This window comes from Algoriphagus halophilus (assembly GCF_900129785.1).
In the GTDB taxonomy this organism is placed as follows: domain Bacteria; phylum Bacteroidota; class Bacteroidia; order Cytophagales; family Cyclobacteriaceae; genus Algoriphagus; species Algoriphagus halophilus.
The window spans coordinates 306,308-325,946 of the sequence record NZ_FSRC01000002.1 but is presented as its reverse complement, the minus strand read 5'-3'; the positions used below and the strand labels follow the sequence as shown (position 1 = coordinate 325,946).

Genomic DNA, 19,639 nt, shown 5'->3' with positions numbered 1-19,639 from the left:
ATTTATCCTCCCGATATTCCATTCTAATTTTTCTTTAGTTGAGCACTAAACCTTTGGCACTTTTCTAGGGTCAAAGAAACAGATATTTGCGCAACTATGGGAAACATATATAGATACCTTTTACTGATTTTTTGCCTGCTACTAGTTTTTAATGTGTATGGGCAACGGCCTCAGGGTCAAAGACCTCAAATTAAACTTACAGGTACCGTCATGGACGGAACCACGAAAACTCCAATGAATGGAGCCAATGTTTTAGTAAAGACTGTTACGGATTCTTTGTTAGTGGGAGGCGTAACAGATGCCCAAGGGAAATTCGAATTGAATAGACCGATGATTCCTCAAGTAAAAATTGAAATAAAATTCATTGGCTATGAAACAATTTCCAAAACTCATAGCTTTCGTGAACCGGCAGATCTAGGGACCTTGGTCTTAAATGAAGATACCCAAACTTTGGGAGAGGTAGTGATTGAAGGGCAGTCTCCAGTTGGGGAAATGAGAGGAGATACCACTTCTTTTAATGCTTCAGCATTCAAAACGCAGCAAAATGCCCAAGCGGAGGATCTGATTAGAAAACTTCCAGGTGTCACAATTCAAAATGGTGAAGTGCAGGCTCAAGGGGAAACCGTTCAAAAGATTTTGGTGGATGGAAGGGAATTTTTCGGTTCTGATCCAAATATTGCCTTAAGAAATCTTCCTGCAGATGCTATTGATCGAGTAGAGGTATTAGACCAAAGATCTGATCAAAGTAGGTTGACTGGATTCGATGATGGTTCCTATACCAAAACGATCAACATCATTTTAAGAGAAGATCGAAAAAATGGGCAATTCGGGCGTGTATATGGAGGGTATGGAACGGATGATCGATATTCTGCCGGAGGAAGTTTGAACTTATTTAGCGGAGACCGAAGAATTTCCATTTTAGGGTTGGCTAATAATATCAATCAACAAAACTTTTCAAGTCAGGATTTGGCCGGAGTGAATGCTAATAGTTCCGGTGGAGGCAGAGGTAGAGGACGCGGAGGTTTTGGTGGTGGAAATAATAATTTCAATGCAGGAAACAATAGCGGGATTAACACTACTAATTCAATAGGCCTCAATTACTCTGATAAATGGGGACAAAAAATGAATTTCACTGGTAGCTATTTTTTCAATAACTCGGCCAATAATTTACAGGAAATCACCAATCGTGAGACGGTGGTCAATGAAAGCTTGACCCAGTATTATCAGGAAAATCTGATCAGTACTACAGACAATTATAATCATCGATTTAGCGGAAGATTGGAAGCAGATTTAAATGAAAAGAATTCCTTTATAGTGACTCCCAATGTATCCATTCAAAACAGTACTAGTTTCAGTGACCGGGATGCTTTGACCACGGCAAACACAGGGGATTCTTTAAGTGCGTTAAGATCCATTACCAATGCAGAGAATAAGTCCTACAACATTTCTAACAACATTACCTATCGATATAAATTTGATAAAAAAGGGAGGACTTTTTCCACGGATATCAATACTACTTGGTCCAATCGGGATCAAATTTCCGATTTGCTTGCTGCCAGCATAGATTATAATAGAGATGTTTTAGATACGACGCTGCAGGAGACTTATACCCTGTCAAATGGGTTTAATTATAGGGTCAATGCTACTTTGACTGAACCTTTGGGAGAGAAGTCTATAGGTACTATTGGTTATCAAGTTGGAAATAATAAATCCAATTCAGATCAAAAGACATATGTGCTGGGAGCAGAACAAGGGATTTATCTCTTGGATACTGCCTTGAGTAATGAGTTTGATAATAAGTTTATAACTCAACGAGTACGTTCTGGATATGCTTATAATAACAATGGGTTAAACTTAAATTTCAACTTAGATTATCAAAATGCGAAATTAGATAATGAGGCATTTTTTCCAGAACCAGGAGTGTTTAATAGAAGCTTCAATAATATTTTGCCTGGTGCAAGTTTGAGCTATAGAAATCGAGAGACTGGAATTTCTTACAGGTTGAGGTATAGAACTAACACCGATGAACCAAATGTATCCCAGCTTCAAAATGTGGTAAACAATCAAAATCCATTGAATTTGAGTGTTGGAAATCCAAATCTGGGACAAAGCTATAATCACAATATATTCATCAACATGAGCAAAATAAATATGGAGAAGAACCATACCATGTTTATGTTTTTTAACTACTCAGGCACGAAGAATTATATAGGTTCAAGCACCTTTTTGACAGCACAAGACACCTTGATTAATGGGGAAATATTATTGAGGCCAGGAGGTCAAATTACCCAACCGACCAACTTGGATGGAAACTTTAGAACCACTTTCTTCTTCACTTACGGTACTCCTATAAAAGGAATCAAGACTCAGTTTAATATGAATACCCGAGTGAATTTCAATAGAATTCCAGGGTTGATCAATGGGGAAACAAACCTAAATGATAACCTATCTTTAAGGCAAGGGATCACTTTTACCTCGAACATCAGTGAGAATGTAGATTTCACCTTAAGTACGACAGGTAATTATAACATTGTCAATTCCAGCCTTCAAACTACACAGGATAATAATTACTATGTACAAGAGTCCAATCTGAGATTGTATTATTCTCCAAACGGAGGAAAGTTATTTATTGGAAATAATATTAATCATAGCTTATACAGTGGTTTGTCTGAAGGGTTTGATCAATCGTTCTGGCTTTGGAATATTGAAGGAGGCTACCGATTTGCGAAGAATAACAAGGCAGAGTTAAAAGTGGTGGTTTTTGATTTGTTGAATCAGAATAACAGCATTCAAAGAACCATTTCTGACGTTTCGGTAACTGATGTTTTTACCAATGTGCTGACCAGGTATGGAATGCTGACATTCACTTATATCATAGGAAATTTCAAGCAACCGGAGCCTTCTGATAACCCTTGGGAGCGTAGAAGACCTGGCGGTAGTAGAACTTGGTAAAAACTTAATTTTGATTTAATATTTCTAAGAAATAACAGAGCAAGGAAGTCTAAGCATTGGCTACAGATAAAGATTCCAGAATTGCTATTTTTCAGCTTCCCGATGAATGGTAATAAAAAAAGAGGCTGTCTCAAAAGTCGATTATTTGTCAGCCTGAGCGCCTGCCTGACGGTAGCCAAGGAGTCGAAGGCTTAATTGAGCAAATTAAACCACAATTCGATCCATTTCAATTGTCTGGAATCTCAATGTGTCAAAAAATATTTATGAGACAGCCTCTTCTAGATTGGGTAGCTATATTGTTACATTTTTGGAAGTACTACGGTGTCCACAGAGTGAATGACGCCGTTTTTCTGCCACACATCAGCAATGGTTACTTTTGATTGACCTCCATTTTCATCAGTGATATACAGGTCTTTTCCCTTCATCCATGCGGTTAATTCACCTCCTTGCACCGTAGTGAAAGTTGCTTTCCCATTTCCTTTTTTGATCGCAGCAGCAATGTCTTTTGATCCCATTTTACCTGCCACCACATGGTAAGTCAAAACAGCTTGAAGCTGAGCTTTATTTTCAGGTTTTAATAAGGTTTCGACTGTGCCAGCTGGTAATTTTTCGAAAGCCATGTTGTCTGGTGCAAATACCGTAAAGGGACCAGCTCCTTGTAAAGTTTCTACCAAACCAGCGGCTTTTACAGCTGCTACCAAGGTGGTATGATCCATGGAGTTGACTGCATTTTCTACAATGTTTTTAGAGGGATACATTTCTGCTCCTCCGACTAGGACTGTTTTTTCCATTTGAGCAAAAGCTGAGTTTGCAGATAGAAAAATAAAGGCAGCAAATGCCAATTTGAAGAATTTTTGAATGTTCATGATTTTTTAAATTTTGATGATTCTTAGTTTTTGTATTTGAAAGGAAATACGCGGTAGCTATACCATCTGGATCGCAAGAGATTCAAACTATTTTTTAGGATCTTGTCCCGACTATCATGAAATGCTTGCAATCCCTCCTGATTTTTTGTCCAAAAAATCCTAAAACCCTTAGCTTTGTGGCTTGATAAAATTGCAAAGCATGTATCAGGAAAAAATTGAAGCGATCAAAGCAGCCATTGCAGCGGCTGATGCGAATACCCCAGAGGAGTTGGAAACCTACAGAATGGAGTATATCTCCAAAAAGTCTGTGGTAGGAGAGCTTTTTGCAGGAATGGGAAAGGTTCCCAATGAAGAAAAGCGTGCTTACGGGCAATTGGTTAATGGAGTAAAGCAGCTGGCTGAAGCTAAGTTTAAAGAGCTGATCGAAAAGGTAAGCGAAGCAAATAAAAAATCTAAATCTGCAGATATCGATTTGACTTTGCCTCCTTCCAATCAAGGTCTGGGAGGAATTCATCCTCTTACGGCTACCAGACAACGAATAATTGAAATTTTTGAAAGAATAGGTTTCAATCTGTCAGAAGGGCCAGAGATTGAGGACGATTGGCATAATTTCACTGCCCTGAATTTTCCTGAAAATCACCCTGCGCGTGAAATGCAGGATACTTTCTTCATAGAGAAAAATCCTGACATCGCTCTCAGAACGCATACTTCTTCGGTACAGGTGCGGGTAATGGAAAACCAACAGCCACCTATCAGAACTCTTTCTCCTGGTAGAGTGTATAGAAATGAAGCAATCTCTGCAAGAGCACATTGTATCTTCCATCAAGTAGAAGGACTTTATGTGGATGAGAATGTGGGCTTTGCTGACTTGAAAAACACTGTATACCACTTTGCTAAAGAGATGTTTGGCAAAGGCACTAAAGTACGTTTTAGACCTTCATATTTCCCTTTTACTGAGCCTAGTGCAGAGATTGATATTACTTGTTTGATCTGTGGAGGATCAGGTTGTAATGTTTGTAAAGGAACTGGCTGGGTTGAAATTGGAGGTTCTGGAATGGTAGATCCAAATGTGCTGGAAAACTGTGGAATCGATTCGAAAAAATATACAGGCTTTGCCTTTGGTATGGGAATTGAGCGAATTGCCATGTTGAAATATCAAATCAAAGACCTTCGTTTATTCACAGAAAACGATGTCAGGTTCTTGAAACAATTTACCCCTTTGCTTTAAGTGTAAAGGATATGTTAGATAGCAGAAAAGCCCGAATCATTCGGGCTTTTCTTTTTTTGCTGGTATTTATGTCGGGGCTATTCCAAGCCTTTATCTCTCATTTTCTTGAATTCATCAAACCTTCTGAAAATGGCTACAGTAAAACCTGTCAACATAATGATGGTTCCGATCCATAATACATTGATATAAGGTTTTACAATGGCTTTCATGACCACATAATCTTTCTGGTATTGATTGACCTTGAAGACAAATTTATTCTCCTCTGGAAGAATGTTCTCCAAAGAAATCTTAATTCCTAATTCAGAATCTACTACTGGGATTTTGCCAACTTGACTGTTTCTAATGATGAATGTAGGTTCCAATACTTTTTCTACATCATAATCTAATATTCTAAGTTTGGCTTTCACAGCAACGTCTCCTTCTTGTAAGACATAGTCATCCAGTTCCTGCAATACCTCCGCACCATCAAAATAAGTAACGAAATCAGCTACATGGAACTGCTCTCCAGGAGCCACTTCATAGATTTCATCCTCTTTCCAGTCAGGGTCTTCGTAGTCATTCATGGCTGCTACATAGGTATAAAGATCCTTATCTAAATAAATCTTAGAATCTGGAGAAGAGATCAAACCTCCCATGCCTGCATTGAATTGAGACATAGGGTTTAAGGAAAATTGTAGCGTATTGTTTTGGTAATAGTCGATTTTAAAATAATCATTTTCTTCCAATACCAAATTAACCGTATCCCCTTTTTGGAAATAGTCCTTATAGGATTCCAATGCGATGGATTTGTTAACCAAACCGGTAGTTTCCAGAATTTTTGCAGGAACGTATTCAGGAACTCCTACTACTTTCTTTTGTCGGCCTCTATACGTGACTGTATAGTCTTTCATCTGAGTAGGTTTATTGATCCAAAGCAATACATGCTCCTTGTTCAATTCATCTTCCCAGCTATTGCTATAAGTTAGCCCTGACATGTTGATGGAGATAACATCTGAGTAACCAGAGCTAAACATGATACCAATCAAAACCATTCCTAAGCCAATATGTGCTAGAGATCCACCTGCTAGTTTGAAAGTGGATTTCTTGAGGATCTTAGCCAAAATCACGGAGTTGGCTACGATGGTAAAGGTGCCCGCCAGAATAATAATAATGTATTTCCAGTCGTAAACTTTTGCCAATACAATGATCACTGCAGAAATTAATACGGAAACGATATAAGGCGTCACCAACGTTTCTTTCAATTTCTGCTTGTCCATTTTTTGCCACCAGAAAAATTGTCCTACAGCAGTCAAAAGTGACAAAGCTACTGCAAACCATAATTGGAACTTCGTGTAGAATTCAATTTGGTCAGCAGGAGGTGCCATATTGGAAATTCCTCCAAAGCTTTCTACCAAGGTATTCCAAACAGGTATAGAAGTAGGTAAGATTACCTGGAAAGCCATTAATGCTAAAGTTGTTGCTCCAATGAATACCCAAAATTCTCGGGAGTATACAGAAGCTTCTTTTTCTGAACTTGGGATATGTTTCCATGCTTTTGCAGATAGTACGATAGCCACTACCAAAAAGAACAGCATGTATATTAAAAGCTGACCTGATAAACCAAGATCGGTGAAAGAGTGTACCGAAGCATCTCCCAAAACTCCAGATCTCACCAAGAATGTAGCATACAATACCAATATAAAGGTGGATATCACCAATATGATAGAAGTCTTTAATGCGGTAGCACTTTTTTTGAAAGTGATCATGGTGTGAATGGCTGCCACTAGGATCAGCCAGGGGACGTATACCGCATTTTCTACGGGATCCCAGTTCCAATAACCGCCAAAGTTAAGCGTTACATAAGCCCAATAGGCTCCCATAATGATTCCCATTCCTAGGATCATGGCAGAGAAAATAGCCCATGGCAAAGCAGGACGAATCCATTCTGAATATCTTTTCATCACCAATCCTCCCATCAAAAAAGCGAATGGGACAAGGGTGGATGCATATCCTAGGAAAAGAGTAGGTGGATGTATGACCATCCAAATGTTTTGAAGTAATGGGTTAAGGCCTGTTCCATCTTCTGGTACGAAGTCTGGGTTTACTTGGAATATAGGTGCTTGAGTGGCATCCCGGAGTAGAATGAAGGGTGAACTTCCTATTTTCAAATCCCCAATGACCACTCCCAAAATCATGGAAACCAAAAATGCTTGTACCAAGGCAAATACCACCATCACAGGAGCTTCCCAAAACTTATTGGTCTTGATTAAAACTGCTCCCAGTATTACGTTCCAGAAGATCCAAAGGATAAACGCTCCTTCTTGACCTTCCCAGAAACTAGAGATCATATAATGGACTGGTAGGGCTTTCGAACTGTGAGAATAGGCGTAGAAATATTCAAACCGGTGGTTGTAAATAATTTCAAAAAGTGAAACTGCAATCAGGGTTGCTGATACACCATGGATTAGGAAACTAATCCTACTGAATTTTCTCCAGCTTTCTTTTTCTAGTTCGTTTGCACGGAAATATTGAATGTAAGCATAGGCCGTAACCAATGCACTAACAAAGGCCACGATGGTCATCATGTGGCCAAGATTTCCGATAAAGGTATTGATCATGGGGTTTTTATTCTATCTACGCTTCTCACATTCCCGCTGCCTGTACATCTGTTTCCTGATATTTGGATGGGCATTTCATCAGGATTTTATCTGCAATGAAAATATCATCTGTTTTGTATTGTCCAATCACAACCACCGATTCAGATCGGGTGAAATCTGCTGGAACAGGCTCGTTGTAAAAAACTTCCTGCTCAGTTCCGTCATTATCCACCAATACAAAAGTAAATGAGGTTTTATCTTCTCTAACATTCAAACCAGTAACAGCTCCCGTTTGGTCTTTCTTCAATTGTCCTACTACGTGAATCGGTTTGTCATTTCCATCTTGCTTCATCTCCAAAGCAGTATTGAAACTTTCATAACTACTGGCATCACCGATAGAAGTCATAATGATGACAATCGCAATGGCAATAATTCCAATTCCTATAAGATGTCCTTTTTTCATGATTTCCTAAATTTAGGATTGAATAGTCTTTTCTAGTCTGCTGATCTTACGATCTGTGCTGATCAAATAAATTGTGATTCCTGCGAAGATTAATACAATTACACCTACCAAGACATAAATCTTCCCATCTGCTCTCATGGCATCAGCCATATCTACAGAATTATTAGAGTAATCAGATTCAGTTACAGGAATCTTCTCTTGGGCCATGGCACCAAATGAGAAAATCATTAAAGCTATAATCAGTAATTTTTTCATTTATCAGGAATTAATCATTCGGTCGTCAAGTACCCTTTCCACCCTACGCATTCTCACGCGAACAGTTGCAATCCAGCTGCCTAAAAGCGTCCAACCTATGATAGCCGGATAAAAAACCATTCGAAGTTTAGAGTCCAGATCATAGGCGTTAAAACCCGGGTTTCCACCATTGCCCGGGTGAAGACTATCTGTCAACCTTGGAAGCACAAATATTAATGGAATAAATGCAGCAAAAGCAAAGATGTTGTAAATGGCTCCTATCCTCGCTCTTTGTTGAGTATCGGTAAGAGAATTGCGCAAAATCAAATAGGCAAAGTACATCAGAATGCCGATGGCTGCTGCGTTTTGTTTTGGGTCTCCACTCCAATAGTCTCCCCAAGTAAATTTAGCCCAAAGCATGCCGGTCACGATTCCCAATACTCCAAATAAAATGGCAGCTCCTGCAAATTCAATGGCCATGTCATCATTCTTGATGTCATTGGTTCGAAGGTATTTGATACTGTAGAAAACGGAAACTATTAGCATCAAGATCATTCCAAACCACATGGTTACATGGAAATGCAATGCTCTGATCGTTTCGTTTAGAATCGGGAGACGTGGTACATCCATCAGCAAACCTGCAATCAAGGTATACAGCAGCAGGGCGATGGTAAGGATTTTCCACCAACTTTGGCGCATAGGGTATTTTTGCTAATTCAAGCGCAAAAATAAGTCATAAGTTCCTGATTTCGCTGCTTTTTCTAAAGTCTTTTGAAATGGGAGATCATTTCTTAAAACTTAAATAGAAATCACGCTTAAAGCTTGACTTTATATTTTTGGATGAATGTCAGATAATTCTATTTGTAGATTCCATTGATCAGGACCTCCACAAATAAGGAAATAAAATATAGGCAGCTGCCGCAACGATGGCATTGATGGCAAAAAGAGATATGATTTTATCAGCGCTTACACTCCAATCCAATCCGTCCATGGCATTTTTTGAAATCCGGATTGCCATCAAAAGAATAGGGATGATGACCGGAAAGCTCAATATGGCCATTAAAGTCGCATTATTTCCTGCTTTGGAAGCGATTCCACTCACCATGGTCAAGCTAGCTGAAAAACCCATGGCTCCTAAAATTAAATTCAGAATAAATAAACCTTGGTCTTGGACTTGATTTCCTAGAATTACAGAAAACACCCCATATCCTAAAAGTGCCAATACTAAGGTTAGCCCTGTATTATAGATAATTTTGGATAAAATGATGGACTCAGGTGAAGCGATCATGTAATAATAAAGCTGCCTCCCTTGGTGTTCCTGTACAAAACTCTTGGCCACTGCGTTCACCGCAGAAAAAAGAATGATAATCCAATAAAGTGCATTCCAGGTGGGAGCTGAAATATTTCCTTGCTTTGCTCCTACACTGAGGTAGGTGATAAACACCGCAGAAACTACATACAAAAGAATTCCATTTAATGCGTATTTCTGGCGCCATTCAAGAGTCAGTTCTTTTTGGATTAAAATGGAGATTTCTTTTAACATCGGCCAAAGATAAGTCAGAAGTTAGATTCGGAATACATATGACAAGATTTTTCAAACTTCTAATTTCAAATTTCTGATTTTATTCTCTGTCATCTTGTCACTTTTTTTCAACTGGAACAACTGTTGCAATCCTGAGCCCGAAAAACATTGTGTTTAACTAAACAAATTTATAGCCATGCAGGAAAAAGGCACCATCTCGATTCATACCGAGAATATTTTCCCAATAATCAAGAAGTTTCTCTATTCTGACAATGAGATTTTTCTTCGTGAACTCGTTTCGAACGCAGTGGATGCGACTCAAAAAATCAAACGATTAGCGACATTAGGTCAGTATTCAGGAGAACTAGGTGACACGACCGTAGAGGTAAAGTTTGACGAAAAGAAGAAGACCATTACCATTTCAGACCGTGGTCTAGGGATGACCGCTGAGGAAATTAAAAAGTACATCAACCAAGTGGCCTTCTCCGGAGCAGAAGAGTTTGTGGAGAAATTTAAAGATGCCAAAGATGCCAATGAGATCATCGGTAAATTTGGTTTAGGTTTCTACTCAGCTTTTATGGTTGCTGATAAAGTGGAGATCAACACTCTTTCTTACCAAGAAGGTGCTGAGGCCGCAAAATGGACGTGTGATGGTTCAACTTCTTTTGAAATTTCCAAAGGAAAGAGAAAAGAGCGAGGAACAGACGTTATTCTTCATATCAATAAGGATTCTGAAGAATTCCTGGATAAATGGAAGCTTCAAGGTATCCTAGATAAATATGCGAAATTCCTTCCTGTGCCAATTAAGTTTGGTACTAAGACCGAATCTGTTGAAGATGGAGTAGATGACAAAGGAGAAAAGAAATGGAAATCAGTTGAAGTTGATAATATCATCAATACTACAGAGCCAATCTGGACCAAGTCTCCAAGTGATTTGACTGACGAGGATTATCTGAAGTTCTACAAAGAGCTGTATCCAATGTCAGAGGATCCACTTTTCTGGATTCATTTGAATGTGGATTATCCATTCAATTTGACTGGAGTGCTCTATTTCCCAAAAGTTAAAAATGAATTTGAGCTTCAGAGAAATAAGATCAAGCTATTCTCTCGCCAGGTATTCATTACAGACGAAGTGAAGGACATCGTTCCTGAATTCTTGATGTTGCTACATGGGGTGATTGATTCTCCGGATATTCCTTTGAACGTGTCTAGAAGCTTCTTGCAGGCCGACGGAAATGTGAAGAAGATCAACTCTTACATTACCAAGAAAGTGGCTGACAAGTTGGCTGAGCTTTTCAAGAAAGACAGAAAAGCTTATGAGGAGAAGTGGGATGATATCGGCTTGTTCGTGAAATATGGAATGATTTCCGAAGAGAAGTTCTATGAGAAAGGAAAAGACTTTGCCTTGCTTAAAAATACCAAGGGTGAGTACTTTACTTTAGAAGAATACCAATCCAAAGTAAAGCCTATCCAAACCGATAAAAATGAGCAAACCATCGTCTTGTATGCTACAGATGTAGAAAAGCAAGATAGCTTTATCCAATCTGCTAATAAGAAGGATTATGATGTACTGGTGATGGATTCCCCAATAGACAGTCACTTTATCCAAAACTTAGAGTCCAAATTGGAAAAGACTTCTTTGAAGAGAGTGGACTCTGATGTCGTGGAGAAATTGATCCAAAAAGAAGATACCTATTCTAATTTGCTTACTGAAGATCAGAGTAAAGAAGTGAAGGAGATCTTTGAGAAAGCGATCAATAACAAGACTTACTCAGTAGAGGTAGAGGGATTAAGTCCAGAGGAACTTCCTGTTACCATCACCATGGAAGAGTTTATGCGTAGAATGAAAGACATGGCAGCTACTGGTGGTGGAGGCATGGGCTTCTACGGACAGCTTCCTGATGCTTACAAAGTAGCGATCAACGGAAACCACCCGGTGGTAGACAAGGTCCTGAAAGCTGAAACGGAAGAAGAGAAAACCAAGTTGGCCAAGCAAGCCTTTGATTTGGCGAAGCTTTCTCAAGGTTTATTGACAGGTAAGGATCTCACTGCTTTCGTCAAGAGAAGTGTGGAATTGCTTTAAATAAGCTAGTTTTAATATGAATTTTTAAACGGGTGTGCTTGCATGCCCGTTTTTTTTATCATATTTATAAAAGCCTAGTTCCATACTAGGGTATTACCCGAAATAACTTATTTTTGTCCATGCTTTCAAAAAAGACCAAATACGCCCTACATGCCTTGACTTACTTGGGTAAGCACAAAGATGAAAAAACAGTATTAATCCATGATATAGCGGAGGAACATGGGATATCCCATAAGTTTTTGGAAAATATTTTACTGGAATTGAAAAAGGCTGGGATGCTTGGGAGCAAAAAAGGCAAAGGTGGAGGCTATTACTTGATTAAAGAGCCTAAGGATATTCCGCTTTCCAAAGTAATCAGGCTTTTAGATGGTCCCATTGCATTACTTCCTTGCGTGAGCTTAAATTACTATGAACCTTGTGCTGAATGTAAAAATGAGGCACAATGTGGGATTAATAAGGTCATGATACAAGTTCGCGATGAGACTCTTAAGATACTGGAAAACAAGACCTTAGAGGATATTTTAAAAACAGGTTAAAATTTTTTTACCATAAACCCTATAAATTAAATAGGGTTTGTATACTTTTGTGCTTTACGCTCGTATAAACCTGATATGATTTTAGATCAACCACTTAAGAAACTATTTAGCAACAAGTCTGGAAAAGACAGCAATGCAAAGAGTCTGCTCAAGTCAATTTCTTGGAGAATTGTAGGGACGATTGATACGATTATTATTTCCTATTTCGTCACCGGGCAATTTGTAATGGCCATATCAATTGGTTCTGTGGAAGTGTTCTCTAAGATTATTTTATACTATTTACACGAGCGAGTTTGGGAAGCTGCACCTAAAGCAAAAGAAGATGACACTCAAAAAGAATATGCATGAACTGGAAGCTCAGTTAAATCAACTGAGTGCACAGGAAGGGTTGGCACTCATTGCTGATCTTTTTCCGGGAAAAGTAACTTTCTCCACCTCCTTGGGGCAGGAAGATCAGGTGATTACCCAGCTGATTGCCGATGCACATTTGCCTATATCTATATTTTCTTTGGACACAGGAAGATTATTCCCCGAAACCTTAGAATTACTTTCTAGGACGGAGGCAAAGTACAAGCAACAGATCAAGGTGTATTATCCGAATACTGAATCAGTGGAAAAATTGGTTTCCGAGATCGGGATCAATGGGTTTTATGAGTCTGTAGAAAATAGAAAGTCTTGTTGCTTTGTCCGTAAAGTGGAGCCTTTAAAAAGGGCATTGGCAGGAAATGAGGTTTGGGTGACGGGACTTCGTGCAGAGCAGTCTGCCAATAGATCTGATATGAAGCGAATAGAATGGGATGAGGGAAATCAGATCTTAAAATTCAATCCCTTATTGGATTGGACTTTTGATGAGATGATAGCTTATATCTCTGAAAAGAGCATTCCTTATAATCCTCTACATGACAAAGGATTCATCAGTATTGGGTGTGCACCTTGTACTAGAGCCATTATGGAAGGTGAAGATGCCAGAGCTGGCAGATGGTGGTGGGAAGATTCCAAAAAAGAGTGCGGGCTACATGCCAAGTAAGATATAAGATTTAAGACGTAAGATTTCAGAATTAATTACTTCGAAAAGAGTCCATTCGGAAATAATGAAGTCGATTTGAAGACATAAATAGTAAGGAAATGAACAACCTATTAATACCTAATCCAAAAGAAGCAGAATCGATCCACATCATTCGTGAAGTGGCGGCTCAGTTTGAGCGTCCGGTTTTGCTTTTTTCAGGTGGAAAAGACTCGATTACATTAGTTAGACTTGCTCAAAAAGCATTTTATCCAGCAAAGATTCCTTTCCCTTTATTACATGTAGATACGGGGCATAATTTCCCAGAGACGATTGAGTTTAGAGACAAATTAGTAGAGGAACTAGGGCTGGAATTAATTGTAAGAAATGTTCAGGACTCCATCGATCAAGGAAAAGTTAGAGAGGAAAGAGGCAGGTATTCTAGCCGAAATTCCCTTCAAACTACCACCCTTTTGGATGCGATAGAAGAATTCAAATTTGATGCTTGTATCGGTGGTGCGCGAAGGGATGAGGAAAAAGCCAGGGCCAAAGAGCGGGTTTTCTCTGTCAGAGATGATTTCGGTCAATGGGATGAGAAAAATCAACGTCCTGAGCTTTTTGATATGCTCAATGGTAAAATTCATGTAGGACAAAATGTAAGGTGTTTCCCAATTTCCAATTGGACTGAATTGGACGTTTGGGAATATATCAAAACAGAAAATATTGAAATTCCATCGATTTACTTTGCCCATGAGCGGGAAGTTTTCTTTAGAGATGGAATGATCTGGACTGCTAATGAGCATGTCTATAGAGAGGAACATGAAGAGGTAACCGTAAAAATGGTGCGATTCAGAACTGTAGGGGACATGACCTGTACCGCAGCAGTACTTTCTGAAGCAGTTTCATTAGAGGATGTAGTAGGAGAAATCAGAGCATCTACCATTTCTGAACGGGGGGCAAGAATTGACGATAAGCGCTCTGAAGCTGCTATGGAAACTAGAAAGAAAGTGGGATACTTTTAGAAAAAGTATAAAGTCTCAAGTACAGAGTAGACTAGGCCACCATGTCGTTATGATGCTTCTCCAGAAGCAGCATGGATCAAACTATAAACTCTCAATGTTAGAATTAAGCCAAGTCCAGCTTCTGGAGAAGAAGGACAACTGAAAACTAGAAACAACATGTCTGAAAATAGAAAACTTATCAAAATCGCTACTGCCGGATCCGTGGATGATGGCAAAAGCACCTTGATCGGACGATTATTATATGATACGAAGTCATTGACTACGGATAAAATCGAAGCAATCGAACGTAGCTCTAAGCAGCGAGGATACGATTATCTTGATTTTTCTCTGGCGACGGATGGTTTGGTGGCAGAACGTGAGCAAGGGATCACCATCGACGTAGCCCATATTTATTTCAATACAGAAAAAACAAACTTCATCGTAGCAGATACTCCTGGACATGTGGAATATACCCGAAATATGGTGACGGGTGCTTCTACTTCACAGGTGGCTATAATTTTGATTGATGCCCGTAAAGGCGTAATCGAGCAAACATATAGACATTTCTTTATTTCCAATTTGCTTCGAATGAGCCATGTAGTGGTCGCTATCAACAAAATGGATTTGGTCAATTATGACGAGGAAGTGTTTCTAAACATCAAAAAGGATTTTGATGAGTTGGTAGCTAAATCTGATTTCTCAGAAGATCAAATCACCTTTATACCTGTATCGGCTTTAAATGGTGAAAATATTGCCAGAAAGTCAGAGGAAATGCCTTGGTACATTGGAAATTCCTTATTGGATCACTTGGAGGTTTTGGAGCCAGAAGATTTACAGGAAAGCTCAGTGGCAAGATTCCCGGTTCAATACGTAATCCGACCGAAAACAGAAGCCTTTCATGACTTTAGGGGATTCTCCGGAAAATTGTACGGTGGAAGTTTGAAAGTTGGAGATGAAGTGACTTTACTTCCCTCCATGAATACTTCCTCTATCAAAAGTATTCACTTCTTTGACCAAGAGTTGGATGAGGCGGCCCCAGGAAGTTCGATTACAGTAACTTTGAATTCAGAAGTAGATTTGAGCCGAGGTGATATGTTAGTCAAAAGTGATGCTGTTCCAAGAAGTGAAAAGCAGATTTCGGCCACTATTTGTCAGGTAAATAGCAAAGGTCTTCGAGTAGGAGCTAAGTATATTTTGCAGCACGGAGTCAATCGAGTACTGGCAAAAGTGGATCAAATTGAATCTAAAATTCATACAGATTTTTCTGGATCAGAGGAGGCAGATCAATTGAAATTGAATGATATCGGAAAGGTGAAATTTAGGTTGAGTAAACCTATTCATTTTGATTCTTATAAAGAGAATAAGTCAAACGGAAGTTTTATCCTGATTGAAGAAGGTGAATTTGATACCGTTTCAGTTGGCTTCATCGATTGAAACTTGTTTTAAAATAGACATTGGTAATCAGCTTCAATGAAGTTGATTTATAGAAAATAAGGCGTCCGGGAAAAACACCGGACGTTTCCTCATTCCTTTTAACCACTATCCCTATAGGGAAAAAACAGTAAAGCCATGCAAAGCTTTAGAACCGAATTAGAAAATCCTATTGTAGAAAAAGATATCATCGAGTTGGAGCGCAAAATAGCGCTGTTTAAAGATGGTAAAATTGATGAAGAGAAATTCAGAAGCCTGCGTCTTGCCAGAGGAGTATATGGGCAAAGACAACAGGGTGTTCAGATGATCCGAATCAAATTACCCTATGGTAGGGTGAGTTCGGATCAGCTAAGAAGAATCTCAAAAGTTTCTGAAGAATATTCTACCGGAAGATTACATATTACCACTCGTCAGGATATTCAGATTCACTATGTGAGTTTGGATAGAACACCTGAACTCTGGGCTGAGTTGGAGAAGGATGATGTAACCTTGCGAGAAGCATGTGGAAATACCGTTAGGAATGTCACTGCTTCAGAAACTGCAGGTATTGATCCGAATGAACCATTTGATGTGACTCCTTATGCTGATGCTACCTTCAAATACTTTTTGAGAAATCCAGTTTGCCAGGAAATGGGAAGAAAGTTTAAAATGGCTTTCTCTTCTTCAGATGAGGATACTGGATTGAGCTACCTACATGATTTGGGGTTCATTCCAAAAGTGAAAACAATCAATGGGCAAGAAGTTCGTGGATTTAAAGTGTTGTTAGGAGGAGGGTTAGGTTCTCAACCTAGACATGCCGATGCAGTATATGATTTTCTGGAAGCAGATCAGATTATCCCTTTTATTGAGGCGGTTTTGAGGATTTTTGACCGTCATGGTGAAAGGGCAAGAAGAAATAAAGCAAGAATGAAGTTCTTGGTAAAGGATTTGGGCTTGGAAGCATTTCTGGAATTAGTAGAACAAGAAAAGAAAGCATTGCCTTTCTCTACCTATCCTATTGATGCAGCTACCTATGATTCATCGCAAACCTTGCCCAATGCCCCTGAAGCTAATTTAGATGCAGAGCCAGGTTTGGATTATGAGCTTTGGAAATTAACCAATGTCCTTCCTCAAAAACAAGAGGGTTTTGTTTCTATTGGGGTACGAGTTCCATTGGGCGATTTTTACATCGATCAAGCAAGAAAATTGGCAGACTTGGTGGAAACTTATGCTAATTCTGAGCTTCGTTTTACACTTCGACAGAATTTCTTGATTCGTGATGTGAGAGAGGATTTAGCTCCTTATTTTCATCAGGAATTAAAGAAAATCGGTTTGGCTGAAGGAGGATATAACTCTTTGGCGGATATTACCGCATGCCCAGGTACTGATACCTGTAATCTGGGAATTGCCAGTTCAACAGGAATTGCGGCAGAACTGGAGAAAGTGATTTTGGCGGAATACCCTCAGTATTTGAAAAACAAAGACTTGGTGATCAAGATCTCAGGTTGTATGAATGCCTGTGGGCAGCACAATATGGCGCATATAGGTTTTCAGGGAATGTCTATGAAAGCTGGAAAAGTGGTAATTCCCGCTCTGCAAGTACTGTTAGGTGGCGGAAACCTTGGAGATGGAAATGGCAGGTTTGCAGATAAAGTGACCAAAATTCCAAGTAAAAGAGGGCCAGAAGCATTACGCCTTTTATTGAATGATTTTCAAGAAAATGCTGCTGGAAAAGACTTTCTATCCTATTATGATGAAAAAGGACAGATCTATTTTTATGAGCTTTTAAAGGAATTAGGAGATGCTTCTACCGTGACTCCAGCTGATTTTATAGACTGGGGGAATACTGAGGAGTATAAAGTTGCCGTAGGGGTTGGAGAATGTGCCGGAGTGGTATTGGACTTGGTGGCTACCTTGCTATTGGAAGCTTACGAGAAAATTGATCTTGGAAAAGAAGCTCTGGAAGAAGGTAGATGGTCAGATAGTATCTATCATCATTATGCAGGCTTAATTAATGCTGCAAAAGCAATCCTTCTTGGTGAAAATGTAACCACGAATAGTTATGCGAATATCATCGCAAAGTTTGATGAAAACTTTGTCGAAAAAGGGAAGATTGATTTAGGAGGAACTTTCGCAGAGAAAGTTTATCAGATCAATAAAGATGAGCCTACGGAAGAGTTTGCAAAAGCTTATGCTGCTCAAGCTTTGGAAATCTATGACTTACTGAAAAGCTACAGAGAGGAAGAGGTAGAGGCATGAACAAAAATTTAAACCCTAAAGTGACCCTCGTGGGAGCGGGTCCGGGAGATCCGGACCTGATCACCCTCAAGGGAGTATTGGCGTTGAATCAGGCTGACGTGGTTCTTTATGATGCCTTAATTGATCCTGCCTTGTTGAAGCACGCACCAGAGACCGCCATCAAAATATATGTTGGGAAAAGAGTAGGAAAACACTCCATGCCGCAGCAAGACACCAATGAACTTTGTGTAAGCATGGCGATTCAGCACGGACATGTGGTCCGATTGAAAGGGGGAGATCCATTTGTTTTTGGGCGTGGGTCGGAAGAACTGGATTACATTGAAACCTTCGGGATAAAAACTGAAGTGGTGCCAGGAATAACCTCCGCCATTGCTGTACCATCTGCTGCGGGAATTCCAGTGACGAAACGTAGTGTTTCAGAAAGTTTTTGGGTGGTGACTGGAACGACTTCGCAAGGAGAGCTTTCCAAGGACCTTGAATTAGCTGCACAATCTACCGCTACTGTGGTAGTTTTGATGGGAACCAAAAAACTAAATGAAATAGTCAGGGTATATCAAGATTTTGGGAAATCTGACTTGCCAGTAGCGATTATTCAAAGCGGGACCACTGCAGATGAGAAAATTGTCGCAGGAGTCATTGAGGATATTGCCCAAAAGGCTTTCGATAAACATATAAAAGCACCTGCTATTATCATTTTGGGAGAAGTAGTAAGAGAAAGTCAAAAATTAGCAGAGCTGTACAGAGAGGTGGTAAAAATTAATGCTTAGACTAATGTTAGACTGTTTGACAGGTGATTTATAGCCTTCCTAGTTTTCTAATGTTTAGGGGGCTTGTAGTCCTGCTTTATCAAGAATCGGCCTATTCCAAGATAGATTTCCTATCTTTTGAATAATCATCCAATAATAAACCCCAGAATCTCAATGAATCATCTTTACCCTGTTTTTCTAAAAGTTCATGAACTCAATATCCTTCTCGTTGGTGGAGGGAATGTGGGTACTGAAAAATTAGAATTTCTTTTGAAGTCAAGTCCCAATGCCCAGGTCACAGCAGTGGCAAAGGAGTTTTCCCCTTCGTTTTTGGAATTGGCTTCAAAGGCAGAAACTGTTTCTATGATCACCGATGCCTATGATGAAAAATACTTGGGTGCAAAGCACCTGGTAATTGCAGCTACAGATGATAAGGAGGTCAATAAACTGATACATGATCAGGCTAAGGAGCGATTTTTATTGGTGAATGTAGCGGATACACCTGCCCTATGTGACTTTTATTTAGGGGGGATTGTGACCAAAGGAAATTTAAAAATTGCGATCAGTACCAATGGTAAATCCCCTACGGCAGCGAAGAGATTAAGACAATTGTTTGAGGAGGTACTTCCAGAAGAAATGGATGAGTTGTTAAATAACCTGAATGCCTATCGAGATACTTTAAAAGGAGACTTTGAATATAAGGTGAAAGCAATGAATAAAATTACCAAAGGGCTAGTCACAAACCGTTAAAGCCCTTTGG

The 19,639-nt window shown here is 39.4% G+C and carries 17 protein-coding genes; 11 read left to right on the top strand and 6 right to left on the bottom strand.

Translation table 11 applies throughout. The features are described 5' to 3' along the window. Window positions 1-96 precede the first annotated feature (96 nt). Window positions 97-2,952: a TonB-dependent receptor gene (locus BUR11_RS13440; RefSeq protein WP_074225504.1), complete on the top strand. Its 2,856-nt coding sequence runs from the start codon at window positions 97-99 to the stop codon at window positions 2,950-2,952. Between the two features lie 299 nt (window positions 2,953-3,251). On the opposite strand, the gene BUR11_RS13435 is transcribed toward BUR11_RS13440, so the two are convergent. Then, window positions 3,252-3,818, bottom strand: a complete 567-nt coding sequence (locus BUR11_RS13435; protein ID WP_074225503.1) for a fasciclin domain-containing protein — start codon at window positions 3,816-3,818, stop codon at window positions 3,252-3,254. Window positions 3,819-4,017: 199 nt separating this feature from the next. On the opposite strand from BUR11_RS13435, the gene BUR11_RS13430 reads away from it, so the two are divergent. Continuing rightward, window positions 4,018-5,046 (top strand): phenylalanine--tRNA ligase subunit alpha, encoded by a 1,029-nt coding sequence (locus BUR11_RS13430; protein WP_074225502.1) that lies wholly within the window; start codon window positions 4,018-4,020, stop codon window positions 5,044-5,046. Window positions 5,047-5,123: 77 nt separating this feature from the next. Here the strand turns inward: BUR11_RS13430 and ccsA (BUR11_RS13425) are convergent, their stop codons facing one another. From ccsA (BUR11_RS13425) to BUR11_RS13405, 5 genes are all read right to left on the bottom strand, one after another. After that, window positions 5,124-7,643 carry a cytochrome c biogenesis protein CcsA gene (ccsA, locus tag BUR11_RS13425; protein WP_074225501.1) on the bottom strand — a complete coding sequence of 840 codons (2,520 nt, stop codon included), beginning with the start codon at window positions 7,641-7,643 and terminating at the stop codon, window positions 5,124-5,126. A gap of 25 nt (window positions 7,644-7,668) precedes the next feature. Next, a complete protein-coding gene (locus BUR11_RS13420; RefSeq protein WP_074225500.1) occupies window positions 7,669-8,085 on the bottom strand; it encodes a cytochrome c maturation protein CcmE domain-containing protein in 417 nt (138 codons plus the stop codon). A 12-nt stretch (window positions 8,086-8,097) separates the two neighbouring features. Beyond that, a complete protein-coding gene (locus BUR11_RS13415; RefSeq protein WP_143185999.1) occupies window positions 8,098-8,340 on the bottom strand; it encodes a CcmD family protein in 243 nt (80 codons plus the stop codon). A gap of 3 nt (window positions 8,341-8,343) precedes the next feature. Further along, complete coding sequence (gene ccsA / locus BUR11_RS13410; protein WP_074225499.1) at window positions 8,344-9,018, bottom strand: cytochrome c biogenesis protein CcsA; 675 nt, start codon at window positions 9,016-9,018, stop codon at window positions 8,344-8,346. Between the two features lie 178 nt (window positions 9,019-9,196). After that, complete coding sequence (locus BUR11_RS13405) at window positions 9,197-9,862, bottom strand: heme exporter protein CcmB (protein ID WP_074225498.1); 666 nt, start codon at window positions 9,860-9,862, stop codon at window positions 9,197-9,199. A gap of 175 nt (window positions 9,863-10,037) precedes the next feature. Between BUR11_RS13405 and htpG the strand changes: the two genes are divergently transcribed. The 9 genes from htpG to BUR11_RS13360 all read left to right on the top strand — a co-directional run bounded on the left by htpG (window position 10,038) and on the right by BUR11_RS13360 (window position 19,629). Continuing rightward, window positions 10,038-11,924 carry a molecular chaperone HtpG gene (gene htpG, locus BUR11_RS13400; protein ID WP_074225497.1) on the top strand — a complete coding sequence of 629 codons (1,887 nt, stop codon included), beginning with the start codon at window positions 10,038-10,040 and terminating at the stop codon, window positions 11,922-11,924. Window positions 11,925-12,043: 119 nt separating this feature from the next. Further along, window positions 12,044-12,460, top strand: a complete 417-nt coding sequence (locus BUR11_RS13395) for an RrF2 family transcriptional regulator (protein ID WP_074225496.1) — start codon at window positions 12,044-12,046, stop codon at window positions 12,458-12,460. 75 nt (window positions 12,461-12,535) lie between these two features. Next, on the top strand, window positions 12,536-12,808 hold the full coding sequence (locus BUR11_RS13390) for a DUF2061 domain-containing protein (protein ID WP_074225495.1): 273 nt from the start codon (window positions 12,536-12,538) through the stop codon (window positions 12,806-12,808). After that, a complete protein-coding gene (locus tag BUR11_RS13385) occupies window positions 12,783-13,487 on the top strand; it encodes a phosphoadenylyl-sulfate reductase (RefSeq protein ID WP_074225494.1) in 705 nt (234 codons plus the stop codon). The genes BUR11_RS13390 and BUR11_RS13385 overlap by 26 nt, the downstream gene beginning before the upstream one ends. Before the next feature lie 98 nt (window positions 13,488-13,585). Further along, window positions 13,586-14,485 carry a sulfate adenylyltransferase subunit CysD gene (gene cysD / locus BUR11_RS13380; RefSeq protein ID WP_074225493.1) on the top strand — a complete coding sequence of 300 codons (900 nt, stop codon included), beginning with the start codon at window positions 13,586-13,588 and terminating at the stop codon, window positions 14,483-14,485. Window positions 14,486-14,641: 156 nt separating this feature from the next. Next, a complete protein-coding gene (locus BUR11_RS13375) occupies window positions 14,642-15,898 on the top strand; it encodes a sulfate adenylyltransferase subunit 1 (protein WP_074225492.1) in 1,257 nt (418 codons plus the stop codon). Between the two features lie 135 nt (window positions 15,899-16,033). Continuing rightward, window positions 16,034-18,133 carry a nitrite reductase gene (locus tag BUR11_RS13370; protein WP_074225491.1) on the top strand — a complete coding sequence of 700 codons (2,100 nt, stop codon included), beginning with the start codon at window positions 16,034-16,036 and terminating at the stop codon, window positions 18,131-18,133. Continuing rightward, entirely contained in the window at window positions 18,130-18,900 is a 771-nt protein-coding gene (gene cobA / locus BUR11_RS13365) for a uroporphyrinogen-III C-methyltransferase (protein ID WP_074225490.1), read from the top strand. The genes BUR11_RS13370 and cobA overlap by 4 nt, the downstream gene beginning before the upstream one ends. A gap of 153 nt (window positions 18,901-19,053) precedes the next feature. Beyond that, window positions 19,054-19,629 (top strand): precorrin-2 dehydrogenase/sirohydrochlorin ferrochelatase family protein, encoded by a 576-nt coding sequence (locus BUR11_RS13360; protein ID WP_074225489.1) that lies wholly within the window; start codon window positions 19,054-19,056, stop codon window positions 19,627-19,629. Window positions 19,630-19,639: the final 10 nt, after the last annotated feature.